Below are 16149 nucleotides of genomic sequence, written 5' to 3'. Positions count from 1 at the left end.
AATAATGGCGAGTAATGCACCGACCACACCGGTCAATGCCGACGAAGTCTCGACATTGGGACAGAGGTGGTACGTCCTCATTATCATGATGCTGGTTTATACGATAAGTATCGCGGACCGTTATGTTCTGTCGACCCTACTTGGCCCTATCAGCGATGAACTGAACCTTACAGACACAGGAGCAGCATCGTTGGGGATACCTCTGGCGCTGTTCTATGTTACCATGGGGATACCGCTTTCCTGGCTCTGTGATCGCACAAATCGCCGAAACCTGCTGGCGGCATCGGTCGCTGTATGGTCGTTCATGACAGCTCTGACTGGTTTTACCCGTGGTTACATTGATTTGCTGTTGGCACGGATTGGTGTGGGCATTGGTGAGGCGGGCGGCACACCTGCGTGCAACTCCATTATTGCCGACTATTTTCCAGCAAACCGACGTTCAATGGCTATGACGGTATTCGCACTGGGTGCACCTATCGGAGCGTGGTTAGGAACCGATATCGCAGGTATGGTATCAACAATTCACGGCTGGCGCTCGGCTTTTATGGTTCTGGGAATTCCCGGTATCTTGCTGGCGCTTATCATCATGGTGACCATTAAAGAACCCAAGCGTGGCCGACTGGATATTGTTGATGAAGAAAAAGCGCCGACCGTCATGGAAACGTTAAAGTTCATATGGTCGCAAAAATCAGCAGTACATGCCATGACCGGTGCCGGACTTTCGGCGTTTTGGGGCTGGGGGCTAATGTGGTTCACGCCTCTCTTTCTTCAACGCACCTATGGAATGGACGAGGGCGCGGCCGGGTCATTGCTGGGTGAAATCTATCTCGTCGGTGGGATCGGCGCTTCGCTAATTACAGCCTATGTTGTTGCACGGCCCAGCTATACGGACCCACGCAAAATCTCCCGACTTTTGGCTGTCGTGACGGCTGTTGCTACCCTGCCATCGTTTCTAGCATATTATACACATGACCTAGCTTTCGCAAAGTTTATGTGGTGGCTCTTCATCCCCGCGATCTATTTCTACATCGGTCCGGCAATGGCTTTATGTCAAAATCTTGCAGCACCAAAAATGCGGGCAATGGCGATCGCGATTTCGCTTCTGATTGCAAATCTACTGAACCTCATTGTTGCCCCCTGGATCGTCGGGTCGCTCAGTGACTTTTTTGCAGGACCCTCGGGTGCCGATGCCGATTCGTTGCGTTTGGCCCAACTGATTTTGGCGCCTACCGGCTTGTGGGCCGCTTGGCATTATTGGCGTGCCGAGAAATATATTATCGAAGATCAGAAGAGAGCATGCGGCTATGTCTGAAGCAGTGTTGAAATCTTATATAGACGGCGAATGGGTTCTTCCGGCCACGTCGACCGATTTGGTGACGGCAATAAATCCGGCAACGGAAGAAATCTGTGCGACGGTAGCGGTCTGCGGGCATGATGACGTGGATCGGGCCGCCCGTGCCGCACGTGCCGCCTTTGATGACTATGCAGCACTTACGTTGGATCAGCGTATCGCCTTAGTCGAAAAGCTGATCGCGATATTTGAACGTCGCTATGATGAAATGGTAACGGCGATTTCGACCGAGATGGGCGCGCCTTATGACCTGTCCTACAATGCTCAGGCCGAATGTGGCCCAGGTCACCTAAAAGAAACAATCATTGCCGCGCGCGAAATGGAATGGGAGCGCAAGATCGGCAGTAACGCCCGGCTCGTCCGTGAACCCATCGGCGTATGCGTTTTGATCACACCGTGGAACTGGCCTGTAAACCAGCTCGCTGCAAAAATCGGCCCGGCCTTGGTTGCCGGATGCACGATGATTTTGAAGCCCAGCGAGGTTGCTCCGCTATCGGCCCAGCTTTTTGCTGAATTCATCGACGAGGCAGGTTTTCCGGCAGGCGTTTTCAATATGGTGCACGGCACTGGTCCTGCTATTGGTGATGCACTCACCAGTCATCCTGAAGTCGACATGATCTCCTTCACAGGGTCTACCCGGGCGGGAATCCAAGTTGCCAAGTCGGCTGCCGATACGGTCAAGCGCGTGTCTCAGGAACTCGGTGGTAAGTCAGCCAACATCGTATTTGCTGACTCCGACTTGCCCGCTGCGGTTAAGCGGGGTGTGTTGCATTGTTTTGAAAATGCTGGACAGTCCTGCAATGCGCCAACGCGTATGCTGGTGGAGGCATCGGTTTATGACGAAGCGGTTGCGATAGCGGCTGAAGTTGCCAAGGCAGCCAAACTTGGCGACCCTATGGAAAAGGGACGCCATTTCGGTCCCGTCGTCAGTAAGCTGCAGTTCGATAAGATACAGCGCCTCATACAGATTGGTATCGACGAAGGTGCACAGGTCGTCGCGGGCGGCGTTGGACGTGCCGAGGGCTTCGACCGTGGCTATTACGTGAAGCCGACCGTTTTTGCAGGCGTCCATAATAAGATGACGATCGCGCAGGAAGAAGTATTTGGTCCCGTGCTGGTAATGATCCCTTTCAAGGATGAGGCTGACGCGATCGAGATAGCCAACGACACGCCGTATGGCCTCGCTGCCTATGTGCAGAGTGGCGATCTGGAACGTGCTCGACGCGTTTCCCGCCGGATGCGCGCGGGCGGGGTCAGCATTAATGGTGCCGGCCAGGATTATGCATCGCCATTCGGAGGCTATAAGCAATCCGGAAACGGAAGGGAGTGGGGAGAGTGGGGTCTTCATGACTTTCTCGAGATTAAAGTCATAAACGGCTTTGAAGGATGAAGCTGACTGACATCCAGACGTTCGTCGTCGGCAATCCGCCACCCCATTTTGGCGGACGCTATTTTGTTTTTGTAAAATTGACGACGGACAGCGGCGTGTCCGGTATCGGCGAAGCCTATTGCGTTCCTTTTGATCCGCATCTGGTTGCACAGATGATTGAGGATGTCTTTGCGCGCTATGTAGTCGGCCAAGATCCGCACGATATCGAAAACATGTGGCGCCGTGTTTACTCCAGCGGTTTTACCCAGCATCCGGACCTGACATTAATGGGTGTCTTGTCCGCGCTCGAGATGGCTTGTTGGGACATTATCGGCAAAGAGGCCAGCAAACCGGTTTACAAGTTGCTGGGCGGGAAAGTGCACGAACGGCTGCGTGCCTACACCTATATCTACCCAAGACCCGGTGATAAGAGCGACGTCTATCATGATCCCGATCTGGCCGCGACACGGGCGGCGGAATATCTCGAACAGGGCTTCACAGCGCTTAAGTTCGATCCAGCCGGACCCTATTCGGCATTTGATGGACGGCAGTTGTCGCTCGAGGCGCTTGATTTGTGTGAGCGATTTGCCTGTCAATTGCGTCAGGCCGTTGGCACAAAAGCGGACCTTTTGTTCGGGACGCATGGCCAGATGACTGCTGCCGGAGCTATCCGCCTTGCAAAGCGTCTGGAGCCGCATGATCCTCTATGGTTGGAAGAGCCCGTTCCGCCTGATGCGCCAGAGGAAATGGCAAAAGTTGCGCGTGCAACGTCTATCCCGATCGCAACCGGCGAACGCCTGACGACCAAATATGATTTTGCGCGTTTGCTCCGGGTGGGGGCGGCTGCGATCCTGCAAATGAATCTGGGACGCGTTGGTGGAATATTGGAGGCAAAGAAAATCGCGTCCATGGCCGAAGTTGATCATGTGCAGATTGCGCCGCATCTCTATTGCGGTCCGGTCGTAGGCGCTGCGAACATCCAGATTGCGACCTGTTCGCCCAATTTCCTCATTCTGGAAAGCATTGAATCATGGGGTGGCTTCCATAGTGCGATATTGAATAAACCCATCCGCTTTGAAGATGGACATGTTATCCCCTCATCCGAGCCGGGTCTTGGTGTCGAATTGAACGAGGATGTGGCCAATGCAAATCCTTACACCGGTACCATGCTCCATCTCGAAATGACGCAGCATCCAGTCCGGTGACCGAAGAATTTGATTATATTGTCGTAGGCGCTGGGACGGCGGGTTGTGTCCTTGCCAACCGTTTAACCGAAGACGGGCGCTTTACGGTTCTTCTCCTAGAAGCCGGAGGTAGCGACCGCTCCATCTGGATACAAATGCCCATTGGCTATGGCCGGACCTTCTTTGACCGGCGCATCAACTGGATGTACGATACCGAACCTGTTGAGGCATTAGACGGACGGCGAAGTTATTGGCCGCGTGGCAAAGTGATTGGCGGGTCAGGGTCGATCAATGCAATGGTCTATGTGCGCGGACAACCCAGAGATTTTGACGACTGGAAAGCTCTTGGAAATCCCGGATGGGGCTGGGACGATGTCTTGCCCTTTTTCAAGAAATCGGAGGATTTTGACTGGCATAGCGCACACCACGGACGAGGTGGCCCGCAGCATGTGACCGATATTTCGCCCTATGTGCATCCAGTTTGCCACAGCTTCGTTGAAACGGCGCAGGCGCTTGGCTTTCCGGCCAGCAGCGATTTTAACGGCGGAAAGCCCGAAGGGGTCGGCTATTACCAGATCAATACCAAAGGCGGTTGGCGTGCATCAACTGCCAATGCCTTTCTGCATCCAGCACGGAAAAGACGTTCGCTGACGCTCCTTACTCACGCGCATGCGCACCGCATCCTGTTTAGCGGTCGCCGTGCAGTAGGCGTTGAATATGCCCATAAGGGGCGTGTATGCGAGGCGAAGGCGCGCCGGGAAGTTATTTTGTCAGGTGGCGCGATTAACTCGCCTCAATTGCTCATGCTGTCGGGCGTGGGTGACGCGCAACACCTTGCAAATCTCGGATTAGAGCCGGTTGTGAACGCACCTGCAGTCGGTCGAAATCTGCAAGACCATATTGCGGTCTCATATTTCTACAAAGTGCGCACCGCAACGCTGAACGACTTGCTGCATCCCCTGATGGGAAAGATACGCGCTGGCCTGCGCTACATGGCCGACCGTGCCGGTCCGCTGTCACTTAGTGTTAATCAGAGTGGCGGCTTCGTTCGCAGTGATCCGAAGAAAGCTCACCCCAATTTGCAGCTTTATTTTAGCCCCGTCAGCTACACCAAGACGCCGCTGTCTGAACGAAAGCTATTGAACCCCGATCCCTTTTCGGCCTTTTTGCTCTCGCACAATCCATGTCGCCCGACGAGCAGGGGGCATCTTGAACTCGCGAGCCCCGATCCGCAAACATATCCAATGATCCATCCCAATTATCTCGCTACGCAGGACGATATCGACGATGTTCTGGCGGGCAACCGATTGCTGCGCCAGCTTGTGAAAACGCGCCCATTGGCCGACATCATTACCGAAGAACTCATCCCTGGCGCCCATGTAGAGGGCGACGAAGCTCTGCTCGCCGATTTTCGCGCTCGAGCCGATACGGTTTATCATCCGACGAGCACCTGCATGATGGGGCCAGATCCCATTTCGTCAGTCGTTGATGCGCGCCTAAAAGTGCATGGTTTGTCTGCCTTGCGCGTTATCGACGCATCCGTATTCCCGACGATTACCTCGGGCAATACAAATGCGCCGACTGTCATGGTGGCAGAAAAAGGTGCAGAAATGGTCCTCGCGGACGCAAATTGATGCGTTAAATTAATTTACCAGTTCTCCCCGGCTATGCTAATTCCGATGCAACGCGAGTCCGGGGAGGGAAGGGCGATGCATCCAAAGATAGATCTTCGACAATTGCCGCCGCTGAAGGCGCTCAAGGGTTTCGAGGCGGCGACACGACACCAGAGTATCCGGGATGCTGCGGATGAGCTCTGTCTTACACACCCCGCTGTCAGTCATCAGGTTCAGTTGATTGAAGATGCCTTAGGCGTAAGTCTCTTTGCCCAAGAAGGGCGACATATTGTTTCGACTGAAGAAGGCAGGGTGCTTTATCCTTATGTCCGTGCCGCCTTTGAATCCCTTTTGGAAGGTGTCGAAGAAGTTCACCGGAGCGCTTTGGACAAACCCTTACGGGTGCAGACATATGTAACGGCATCCATTCGCTGGCTGGCAAAACGTGTTCCGCAGTTTTTGGCCGATCATCCAGAAATTAAGCTGACGCTGAATACATGTGCGGTCGAGTGGGAATTCGATGATGTGCATGCCGATGTCGGGCTCGTTTATTGTGAAACTGTACCGGATCCCGCCAAATATCACTGGGTTCCGCTTTACGAATATGCGCTGTTCCCAGTGTGTAGCCCGGATGTCGCCAAGACATTGGGTCCCAATTCTGGTGCGGGCGCACTGATGTCAAAACCGCTGGTTGCGATTTACACTGAGGTTCAGAATTGGGAAACTTGGTTTGTATCAGCGGGCGAGAAGTTTGAGCCGACGGCTCCATATCTCATGGTCGATACCTTGGCTGTCGCACTTGAAATGGCGTTAAATGGTGAAGGCGTGGCGTTGGTAAATGGTCCATTTGTTGATCAGGACCTGGCGACTGGCCGCCTGGTTCAGCCTGTGGATCACAAAGCTATCTGTCCTGGCGCATGGGGATTGATTTGCCGCGCCGATATGAAAGAAAATTTGCGAATCCGGACATTTATGGACTGGATTACGAAAAATGTTGAAGCGAGCCTTGGGACGGCCGCAGCTTAACGCTTCGGCACCACTTCATATCCCGGCTCTTCGGGTTCATCATCAACCATTTCGGCGGGGAAACCTGTGCCCAAAACCTTTATACCTAACGGCTCTTCATACCGACGGATGATGTTGGGTGAAAATTCCCGTGCACCATAGGCGGCTTCGCCTTCCTTGAAGATTTTGACAATCAGCGGTGACAGCTCCACCGGCACATTCGCTTCATGGGCGATTTTGTCGAACAGGCCCACATCCTTGCTTACCAAGTCCATAGTGAAGTTGATATCGCGGCTGCCATTCAGGATGACCTGGCTTTCGGTTTCATGGACGAAACTATTCCCGGAGGAGATACGGATCGCCTCATAGGTCGTGTTCATATCAAGTCCAATCGCTTTGCAGGTCGTCAAAGCTTCGGCCAATGCCACCAGATGTACCGTGCACAGATAATTGGTCATTACCTTCAATTGGGATGCCGTTCCCAGCGCCCCGGTATGAAGTATTCTCCGTCCCATGGTGGTTAGGACGGGTAGAACGAATTCAAAAGCTTCCCTTGGACCGCCTGCAAATATTGCGATGTTTCCGGTGTCGGCACGATGGCAGCCACCCGAGACGGGGCATTCCATAAACATCGCGCCTCGCGCTTCGACCAGGGCACCTAAGCGTATAATTTCGCTGTAGTCGGTTGTGCTCATTTCCAGCCAAACCTGACCCGGTTGCATGACCTGAAGAAAGCCGTCTGCGCCTTCGGCAACTGCGGAACTTGCTGCGGGTGAAGGCAGGCATGTCACGATCAGATCGACTGTTTCCCCAAGTTCTTTAGGAGACGAGGCCGACTTTGCTCCGCGACTAACATATTCTGCAACCAGACGGTCATCGAGGTCACGGACGGTGACGTCATGGCCGTTCCGGATGAGGCTGCCCGCCAATTTCCCACCGACATTGCCAAGACCGATAAATCCAATTTTCATGTGAGCGTCCCGTCCATCCCCCAAAATGTCGTCCTAGACCACCATTAGAATTAGGCGCTGGACGGCACGGCAATTGCATAATTTGGAAGGAAGTTAGAGCCGCAGCGGTCGCGGACAACAATTGAAAAATTTGGCTTATCGGGTGAATTATTTTTCAATTCCGACAACTATTGCACCGCCACTTTCCTGGCGTGTCACGTAACTGTGTATCCCAGCGTTGAAGACAAAGCCGACGCCAGGCGTGCCCTTGAAAGGGCGCATACCGCTTTGCGATCGGCCAATTCTGCCGGATCAAATGGTTCGAGAAAATGGACGCCGACCTCATAGGTGCCGGGTCGCGTAAAAGCACGCCAAGCGCTTTCCCAACCGGTCTCTTCGCCGAGCCACGCAATATCCGGGCCAGCATCGCCGAAATCGAGTAATACCGGTTGGATGAGCATCGGCTTAGGCGGTGGTGCGAGAGTTGCAAAAAGCGACTGTTTGAAAGGCAACAATTGCCGACCGTCCGAGGTGGTGCCTTCCGGGAACAGGGTAACAGACCAGTTTTCCGCAATTGCCTCCCGCAGTTCGGCTACTTGTCCAGCGACATTCTGCTTTTCGGTCCGGCTTACGAAAATGGTGCGGTTTAGCGTAGCGAGCCAGCCGATAATCGGCCAGTCGCGAACACCGTCCTGAGCGACAAAAGCCGTGCCAGTAATCCCAGCCAATATCGGAATGTCGTGCCAGGAAAGATGGTTGGCAACAAAGAAAACATCCCGGCGCAACGGGGTTCCGTATACTTTAACTCGTGCTCCCAAGGCGCGCGCAGCAATTCGCAAAAAAAGCATTGCCCAAGGAGAGGGCAGCTTAAGAATGTGCCAGACGAGGTGCAAGGGCAAGAGAAACAGTAACGGGACTGCGATCCAGACGGCACGCATCGCGCAAAGCAAATAGGCCTGCGGATCAGCCTTCGGAAGCGAAATGGATATTGTAGACATTCGAGTCGGCCCTAACGCTGGATTGATAAGCTATCAATCGAATGATGGAGCAGCACTATGACTCCGCTGTGACGTTTTGCATTGATTTCGGTAGGGGCTTAGCATGCAACGATGAAATTTTTTGAACCAGTCGCGGCGAATTGCACATTTGTCATTCCTCCGGGATGTCTTCACATATCGAAAAAGTCGGATGTCGCTGGAGAGACGGAGTTTAAATGCAGACCAACGCACGAGTTGTCATTATCGGTGGCGGCATCATGGGGGCTTCCCTGTTGTATCATCTTGCCGAACTTGGCTGGACGGATTGCTTGCTAATCGAAAAGGACGAGCTGACATCGGGTTCCACCTGGCATGCAGCGGGTCAGTGCCCCAGTATCACCGGTAGCTTTAATCTCGCCAAAATCCATGCGTATAGCAACGAGCTTTATCCGCGCCTCGAAAGTCTGACAGGCCAATATGTGAGTTGGCACAAGTCGGGCGGTATCCGCCTTGCAACCAATGAGCGTGAACTGGCGTGGTTTAAATATATTCACGGATTTTCCAAAATTGTCGGGTTCGACATGGAAATTATCGATCCCGAAGAAATTCGCAGGATAAATCCTTTTGTGACAACTGATGGTGTTATTGCTGGTGCACGGACAACGGGTGATGGGCATGCGGATCCGTCCGGCATCTGTAACGCACTTGCTATCGGCGCTAAGAATATGGGCGCTAAGATTGTCCGCAAAAACCGCGTAACCGGACTGACCCAACTGCCATCGGGTGAATGGAATGTTGTGACCGAACAGGGTATCGTACGCGCCGAGATCGTGGTGAATGCCGCTGGCTGCTATGCCCGCCAAGTCGCGCAAATGGCGGGCATCGATATTCCTGTGACGAACATGGAGCATCACTATATTGTCACAGATCCTATTCCTGCCTTTTTGGAGCGGGACGAGGAAATTCCGGTTATGCGCTGTCCCTATGTTTCTGGATACTTCCGGCAGGAACAGAAAAGCGGTCTGATTGGCGTATATGAAAATGTGGGGCTTGCCGAGGCTTGGGCGCCCAAAGGGCATCCCGAATGGGAGTCGACGAGCGAATTGTTCATTGACGATCTGGATCGTATTTCGAAATGGCTAGAACGTGCCATTGAACGCATGCCGGTTTTCGGCGAGGTTGGAATCCGCAGGATCGTCAATGGAGCCATCCCGCATACACCGGATGGTGGACCGCTGCTTGGACCTGCTGCTGGACTCAGAAATTTCTGGCATTGTTGCGGCACATCGTTCGGTATTGCGCAAGGCGGCGGGTCCGGAAAATATCTTGCACAGTGGATGGTCTATGGCGACTCCGACATCAATATGACCGAATTTGATCCCCGCCGTTACGGGCCTTTTGCGGACGAGGACTATAGTCGGGACAAGGTATTTCTCGATTACCGCATGACCTTCACGACCCGTTTGCCGGGTGAGGAAGAACCGGACGGACGACCATGCAAAACCAGCCCGCTATATGAAAAGCTAAGGGCCTCAGGTGCCGTTTATGGGGAGACCTATGGTTGGGAGCGGCCGAAATATTTCGCGCTTGACGGCGCGGCAGAGCAGGGCGGATATCAACGCACCAACAGCTTCGATATGGTGGCGGCTGAGGTGAGGGCTGTAATGGAAAAGGTCGGCGTGCTCGACCTTTCCGGATTTGCCAAATATGAAGTGAACGGACCGGACGCTGAAACATTTCTCAATCGTATTTGTGCCAACCGCATGCCAAAGAAGCAGGGCGGTATCGGCCTTGTGCACCTGCTGTCAAAGCAGGGCCGCATCTATGGCGAAATGACAGTAACGCGCCTCGCCGATGATCACTTCTACTGCCTGTCTGCTGCGGCTGCCGAACAACGCGATTGGGATTTTCTGATCCAGAGCAAGTTGCCGCATGAAGATGTGGCATTCCGCAATGTGACAATGGATCTTGGCGTGTTGGTGCTGAATGGCCCGCGGTCTCGAAATGTGCTTGCTAAGTTGACGGATGCAGATCTGAGCAATGACGGTTTCCGTTGGCTGAGCGGACAAGAAATTATCGTTGCAGGCAACCAGATGCGGGCGCTTCGAGTGTCCTATGCGGGCGAACTTGGTTGGGAATTGCATCCGGCAATGGATAAACTCCCCGCGCTTTACGATGCCGTTTGGGAAGCTGGGCAGGAATATGGCATCGTAAACTACGGTCTCTACGCCGCTAACACGATGCGCATGGAAAAGGGTTATAAGGCGTGGGGGAGCGAGCTGACTAACGAATTGACGATGATTGAGGCTGACATGCCGCGATTTATCAACTTCAAAAAAGAAGATTTCGTAGGCAAACAGGCTACGATAGATGCCCCGGACCGGTTCCGTATTGTTTATGGCGCTGTGGATGCCAGCAATGTCGATGTGCGCGGTGCAGAGCCTTGTCTGATTGGAGATAATTGCATCGGGCTGACGACATCGGGGGGCTATGGCCATCGCGTGGGCAAAAGCCTGTTCTTTGCATGCGTGCCGCTGGAGCATGCGACGCCGGGCTCCACCTTCGATATCTACCTTCAAGGAGAGCGCCGTTCGGCTAGGGTGCTGGAGCATCCTGCCTATGATCCCGATAATGCAAAAATGAAGGTTTAAGACGTGGCGGAACTACCCAATAAGGCACGTGTCGTCATTATAGGTGGCGGGGTCATCGGCTGCTCAATTGCCTATCACCTAACCAAAATCGGCTGGGACGATGTGGTCCTGCTCGAACGTAAACAGTTGACGAGTGGTACCACATGGCATGCCGCGGGTCTTGTCGGGCAATTGCGGCCTTCCATTAACATGACGAAGCTCGCCAAATACACCGGCGAACTTTATCGTGGGCTGGAGGCAGAAACGGGACAGGCGACCGGATATCGCCAATGCGGTTCTATTTCGATGGCCACCAATGCCGAGCGCTTTGAAGAACTGAAGCGCAGCGCCTCTATGGCCAAGGTGTTTGATCTGCCGGTCCATGTGGTCACGCCGCAAGAGATCAAAGATCTCGCAAAAATCGTTAATGTCGACGATGTTGTCGGCGGCATCCATATTCCCAGCGATGGCTATGCCAATGCTGTAGATATTACGCAGGCTTTGGCAAAAGGTGCGAGAACGGGCGGTGCACGCATTTTCGAGAATACCAAAGTCACCAAAATTCGGCACGATGGCGAACGGGTAACGGGAGTTGATACCGAGACGGGATCAATCGACGCCGACTATGTCGTCATTTGCGGCGGCATGTGGACCAGGGATTTGGCAGCCAGTGTCGGAGTAACTGCGCCGTTGCATGCCTGCGAGCATTATTATGTGTTGTTCGAAGGGGTGGAGGGGATCGATTCCACCCTGCCTGTTTTGCGCGACTATGATTATTGCGGTTATTACAAATATGACGCCGGGAAGCTTCTGGTCGGAGCATTTGAACCAAATGCACGGCCATGGGGGATGGACGGCATATCCGAAGATTTCTGCTTCGACGAAATTGCGGGCAGCTTCGAACATTTCGAACCGCTTTTGATGGATGCGATGCGCCGTGTGCCTGCCCTGGAAAAAGCCGGCATCCAGAAATTCTTCTGTGGTCCTGAAAGCTTTACTCCGGACGTCCGATACCATCTGGGCGAGAGTGCCGAGTTGAAAGGCTGTTTTGTTGCGGCAGGACTGAATTCCATCGGTCTTCAATCGGCAGGGGGCGTCGGTAAGGTGATGGCCGACTGGATTCGCGATGGCATCCCGCCTGCCGATTTGTGGACGGTTGATATCCGCCGGAACATGCCTTTCCAGATCAACCGCAAATATCTGCGCGAAAGGGTGACCGAAAGCCTTGGGCTGCTCTACGCAACCCATTATCCGTTCAAACAATATGAAACCGCGCGCGGTGTTCGCCGGTCTGCGATTCATGACCGCCTGGTTGCAGCGGGTGCCTGTTATGGTGAAGCCTTTGGCTGGGAACGGCCCAACTGGTATGGCGAACCGGGTAGTATACCGCGTTATGAATATAGCTATGGGCGGCAAAACTGGTTTGAGGCAAACGCCGCGGAGTGCAAGGCGGTCCGCGAGGCCGTCGGGTTGTTCGACCAGAGTTCCTTCGCCAAGTTCCGCTTGGAAGGGCGGGACGCGATGGCCGTCCTCAATCGGGTGTGTGCTAATGACATCGATGTCGCCCCCGGACGCCTGATCTATACCCAATGGCTGAATGAAAAGGGCGGGATTGAGGCGGACTTGACGGTCACGCGCCTGTCTGAAACCGCCTATTTGATTGTCACGGGCGCCGAAACAGAGGTCAAGGATTTCAACTGGCTGAAGCGGCAAATTCCGGAAGACGCCCATGCTGTCCTGACCAATATTTCCTCGGCCATGGGAGTGATTTCGATCATGGGTCCGCGTGCGCGTGATCTATTGCAGTCGATCTGTCCCAATGACCTGTCGCATGAAGCGTTTCCATTTGCCACGTCGCAGGAGATTGAGCTGGGATACGCCCTCGTGCGTGCGTCGCGGATAACCTATGTGGGTGAGCTGGGTTGGGAACTTTATATTCCGACCGAATTCATGACGGGCGTCTATGACGAGATTGTCGCGGCGGGCACTGCATTCGGGCTGAAGCATTGCGGATACCATGCCCTTAACGCGCTGCGGATGGAAAAGGCCTACCGCCATTGGGGGCATGACATTACCGACGAAGACACGCCGCTTGAGGCTGGGCTAGGCTTTGCGGTCAGGATGGACAAGGCCGGCGGCTTTATCGGCAGGGAAGCCCTGTTGCGGCAGAAGGAGGCGGGGCTGAAACAGCGGCTCGTCCAGTTCCTGCTGAAATCGCCGGAACCTATGCTCTACCATAATGAGCCCATCTGGCAGGGTGACCGGATCGCCGGTTATATCCGGTCTGGCATGTATGCCCATAGCTTGGGCGGCGCCTGCGGACTTGGCTATGTTACCGCCCCCGATAATGGCGTCGTCGGTACCATCGGTGCCGATGATTATGAAATCGAGATTGCCGGTGTGCGCTATCCCGCTCTCGCCTCGCTCAAACCCCTTTACGACCCCAGCAACGCACGGATAAAAATCTGATGACTGAAACGCAAAGCCAACTGATGCAAAGGCTCGCCGCCAATACCCGGGTGGGATATAGTTTCGACCAGGAATTTTACTGCAGCGATGCCGTGTTCAAGGCCGATATGGATACCATCATCAGCCGGAAATGGCTGCTGGCCGGGCATATCTCCCGCATTCCGAACAAGGGCGATTATTTCCTGTTCCGCGTCGGGGCCGAACAGATCATCGTCATCCGCGAAAATGACGACAGCGTCCGCGCCTTTTTCAACGTCTGCCGCCATCGCGGATCGACCATTTGCCAGGCGGACAGCGGCAACGCACCGCGGCTGGTGTGCCCCTACCATGCGTGGACCTTCGGTCTGGATGGCAAGCTTCTTTCCGCGCGCCTTATGCCGGAGGATTTCGACAAGGCGGAAAACAGCCTTTTTGCGTGCCATATCCGGCTATTCCACGGCCTGATCTTCATCAATATGAGCGAGGACGAGCCGGTCGATTTCGACGCGACCTTTGGGGATATGGGCCCGATCCTTGACTATCACGGCTTTGATACCGCCCGTATCGCCCATGCCGGAAGCTATCCCACCACCGCCAATTGGAAGCTGGTCGTCGAGAATTTCTTCGAATGCTATCATTGCGTCCCGTCGCATCCCGAATTCTGTTCGATGCATGCCGCGGAATCGATCGTGGCGGTGGGGGCAGGGCCAAGTTCGGGACCCGCCGACGCCATTGCAAGCTTCACCCCCAAGTTACAGGCATGGGAGGCAAGCGCTGCCGCCGCCGGGCGTCCCATCGGCAATATCGACGATGCCCCCGACAGCAGCCATCTGCGCCTGATGATGCAGCGTATGAACAAAGACGGCTGGTCATCGGAAACGCAGGACGGGTCGGCACCGGCACCCCTGATGGGCAAGCGGACCAAAGCCGATGGCGGGCGGATGCACCTGAGTTTCAGCCCCTTCAGCCAGATTGTCGCCGACGATCATTTTGCGATCCTGTTCCAGTTCACGCCGCGCAGCGCGCTGGAAACCGATGTTGAGATGATCTGGATTGTCGATGGCCGGGCCGGGGAGGACGAGGTCGATATTCCCAAGATGACCTGGGGCTATCATGCCACCACGACGCAGGACAAGGTCATTACCGAGAATAACCAGACCGGCATCATGTCCACCCGCTACCGTCCCGGACGCTATTCCGATCAGGAAGGCAGCGTCATCAAATTCCAGAAATGGTATCTGAACCAGTTCGGGCTTGAGCGGGCCGAATGACCGTCCCCGCCGTCATGCGCGCCGTCTTGCTAACCGGCTATGGCGGTTATGACAGGCTGGAATGGCGAACCGATGTTCCCGTCCCACAACCCGGTACGGACGAGGTCCTGATCCGCATAGGCGCGGCGGCGGTGAACAATACCGATATCAACACCCGTATCGGCTGGTATTCAAAGGCCGTTGCCGAAGCGACCGATGCGGGCGCGGCCACCGGTATCGAAGGCGCCGGCGACGATGGCTGGTCGGGCGCCGCATTCACCTTTCCTCGCATACAGGGCGCGGATGCCTGCGGCCAACTCGTCGCCGTGGGCGAAGGCGTCGATCCGGTACGAATAGGGCAGCGGGTGCTGGTCGAACCGGTATTCAGGGGCAGCAGCCCGTTCGATATCCGCTATTTCGGTTCGGAAGTGGACGGCGGCTTTGCCGACTATGCACGGGTTCCCTCTGTCCACGCCCACCGCATCGAATCCGCCTGTTCCGACGTGGAACTCGCAAGCTTTCCCTGCGCCTATGCCACCGCCGAAAACATATTGACCCGCATCGGTTTGCAGGCGGGCGAACGCCTGCTGGTCACAGGGGCATCGGGCGGTGTCGGATCGGCCGCAGTCCAGCTTGCAAAGCGGCGCGGTGCAGAGGTGACCGCCATGGCCGCCGATGCAAAGGCAGAGACGGTGCGCGGCCTCGGCGCGCACCAGGTCGTCCCGCGCGATGCTGATCTGGAATCGCTTTTCGGCCCCGAATATTTCGATGCCGCGGTCGATATCGTCGGTGGGGAACAGTTCGGACCCATACTCAACAGCCTGAAACGCGGCGGGCGTTACGGTGTTTCGGGCGCTATCTCCGGCCCTGTGGTCGACCTTGATTTGCGGACGCTATACCTGAAAGACCTCCGCCTCATCGGCTGTACCGTGCTGGAGCCCGGGGTGTTTCCCAATCTTGTCGGCTATATCGAACGCGGCGAAATCAAACCGCTGGTCGCCGCCACCTATCCCATCACCGACATCGCCGCAGCGCAGGAGGCGTTCCTGACAAAGCGCCATGTGGGGAAAATCGTTCTGGTCCTCTGATCCAGCCAGACTTAAAGATACAAAAGACACGCAAACGCATCGTGAAAATGTATCCTTTGTTGCTTTAAATTAACGCGGCCCGGTCGTCCGAATATGCACGAAGTGTCAACAGTTCAAAGAGCCGCACCCGCTTTCGCGAATGCCGCGGGATGCTCTCAAATCTTTTCCTACATTTCTAGGGGGCAAGTTGCCTTTGGCGGCTTTGGGTGAGGGCGGATGTTACAGTCGGACTGTCAGGACACGATAACGTAGCGGATGTTCTGAAGATGCTGTAGCAGCCGTAA

At 54.9% G+C, this 16149-nt stretch carries 11 protein-coding genes; 9 read left to right on the top strand and 2 right to left on the bottom strand.

The genetic code is table 11. The features are described from left to right. Positions 1 to 4 precede the first annotated feature (4 nt). The 5 genes from FOM92_RS06240 (at position 5) to FOM92_RS06220 (ending at position 6543) form a co-directional block, all read left to right on the top strand. Entirely contained in the window at positions 5 to 1312 is a 1308-nt protein-coding gene (locus tag FOM92_RS06240; protein ID WP_143775901.1) for a spinster family MFS transporter, read from the top strand. Further along, positions 1305 to 2741: an aldehyde dehydrogenase family protein gene (locus tag FOM92_RS06235; protein ID WP_143775900.1), complete on the top strand. Its 1437-nt coding sequence runs from the start codon at positions 1305 to 1307 to the stop codon at positions 2739 to 2741. The genes FOM92_RS06240 and FOM92_RS06235 overlap by 8 nt, the downstream gene beginning before the upstream one ends. Continuing rightward, positions 2738 to 3925 (top strand): mandelate racemase/muconate lactonizing enzyme family protein, encoded by a 1188-nt coding sequence (locus tag FOM92_RS06230; protein WP_143775899.1) that lies wholly within the window; start codon positions 2738 to 2740, stop codon positions 3923 to 3925. The genes FOM92_RS06235 and FOM92_RS06230 overlap by 4 nt, the downstream gene beginning before the upstream one ends. Next, positions 3922 to 5538, top strand: coding sequence for a GMC family oxidoreductase (locus FOM92_RS06225; protein WP_143775898.1), 1617 nt, complete (start codon positions 3922 to 3924; stop codon positions 5536 to 5538). Before FOM92_RS06230 ends, FOM92_RS06225 begins: the two co-directional genes overlap by 4 nt. Before the next feature lie 102 nt (positions 5539 to 5640). Next, positions 5641 to 6543: a LysR substrate-binding domain-containing protein gene (locus tag FOM92_RS06220; RefSeq protein ID WP_170226797.1), complete on the top strand. Its 903-nt coding sequence runs from the start codon at positions 5641 to 5643 to the stop codon at positions 6541 to 6543. Here FOM92_RS06220 and FOM92_RS06215 read toward each other — a convergent pair. Continuing rightward, positions 6540 to 7493 carry an NAD(P)-dependent oxidoreductase gene (locus FOM92_RS06215; protein ID WP_143775896.1) on the bottom strand — a complete coding sequence of 318 codons (954 nt, stop codon included), beginning with the start codon at positions 7491 to 7493 and terminating at the stop codon, positions 6540 to 6542. The genes FOM92_RS06220 and FOM92_RS06215 overlap by 4 nt on opposite strands. 194 nt (positions 7494 to 7687) lie before the next feature. Beyond that, the gene (locus tag FOM92_RS06210) at positions 7688 to 8470 is read right to left on the bottom strand and encodes a lysophospholipid acyltransferase family protein (protein ID WP_246087164.1); all 783 of its coding nucleotides are present in this window, start codon (positions 8468 to 8470) and stop codon (positions 7688 to 7690) included. Positions 8471 to 8685: 215 nt separating this feature from the next. Between FOM92_RS06210 and FOM92_RS06205 the strand changes: the two genes are divergently transcribed. The 4 genes from FOM92_RS06205 to FOM92_RS06190 are packed head-to-tail and all read left to right on the top strand — an operon-like array spanning position 8686 to position 15865. Beyond that, entirely contained in the window at positions 8686 to 11100 is a 2415-nt protein-coding gene (locus tag FOM92_RS06205; protein ID WP_143775895.1) for an FAD-dependent oxidoreductase, read from the top strand. A gap of 3 nt (positions 11101 to 11103) precedes the next feature. Continuing rightward, entirely contained in the window at positions 11104 to 13548 is a 2445-nt protein-coding gene (locus tag FOM92_RS06200; protein ID WP_143775894.1) for a GcvT family protein, read from the top strand. After that, complete coding sequence (locus FOM92_RS06195; protein WP_143775893.1) at positions 13548 to 14798, top strand: aromatic ring-hydroxylating oxygenase subunit alpha; 1251 nt, start codon at positions 13548 to 13550, stop codon at positions 14796 to 14798. Before FOM92_RS06200 ends, FOM92_RS06195 begins: the two co-directional genes overlap by 1 nt. Further along, on the top strand, positions 14795 to 15865 hold the full coding sequence (locus FOM92_RS06190) for an alcohol dehydrogenase family protein (RefSeq protein WP_143775892.1): 1071 nt from the start codon (positions 14795 to 14797) through the stop codon (positions 15863 to 15865). The genes FOM92_RS06195 and FOM92_RS06190 overlap by 4 nt, the downstream gene beginning before the upstream one ends. The last annotated feature ends 284 nt before the right edge of the window (positions 15866 to 16149 follow it).

Origin of the sequence: Sphingorhabdus contaminans (genome assembly GCF_007280415.1) — a bacterium.
Taxonomy (GTDB): Bacteria; Pseudomonadota; Alphaproteobacteria; order Sphingomonadales; family Sphingomonadaceae; genus Sphingorhabdus_B; species Sphingorhabdus_B contaminans.
This window is presented reverse-complemented; position numbering and strand designations above follow the sequence as displayed.

Bases quoted from the DNA above. Each gene is read 5' to 3' on its own strand.
- FOM92_RS06240 (WP_143775901.1), top strand. From the start codon at position 5: ATGGCGAGTAATGCACCGACCACACCGGTCAATGCCGACGAAGTCTCG.
- FOM92_RS06235 (WP_143775900.1), top strand. From the start codon at position 1,305: ATGTCTGAAGCAGTGTTGAAATCTTATATAGACGGCGAATGGGTTCTT.
- FOM92_RS06230 (WP_143775899.1), top strand. From the start codon at position 2,738: ATGAAGCTGACTGACATCCAGACGTTCGTCGTCGGCAATCCGCCACCC.
- FOM92_RS06215 (WP_143775896.1), bottom strand. From the start codon at position 7,493: ATGAAAATTGGATTTATCGGTCTTGGCAATGTCGGTGGGAAATTGGCG.
- FOM92_RS06210 (WP_246087164.1), bottom strand. From the start codon at position 8,470: ATGTCTACAATATCCATTTCGCTTCCGAAGGCTGATCCGCAGGCCTAT.
- FOM92_RS06205 (WP_143775895.1), top strand. From the start codon at position 8,686: ATGCAGACCAACGCACGAGTTGTCATTATCGGTGGCGGCATCATGGGG.
- FOM92_RS06195 (WP_143775893.1), top strand. From the start codon at position 13,548: ATGACTGAAACGCAAAGCCAACTGATGCAAAGGCTCGCCGCCAATACC.
- FOM92_RS06190 (WP_143775892.1), top strand. From the start codon at position 14,795: ATGACCGTCCCCGCCGTCATGCGCGCCGTCTTGCTAACCGGCTATGGC.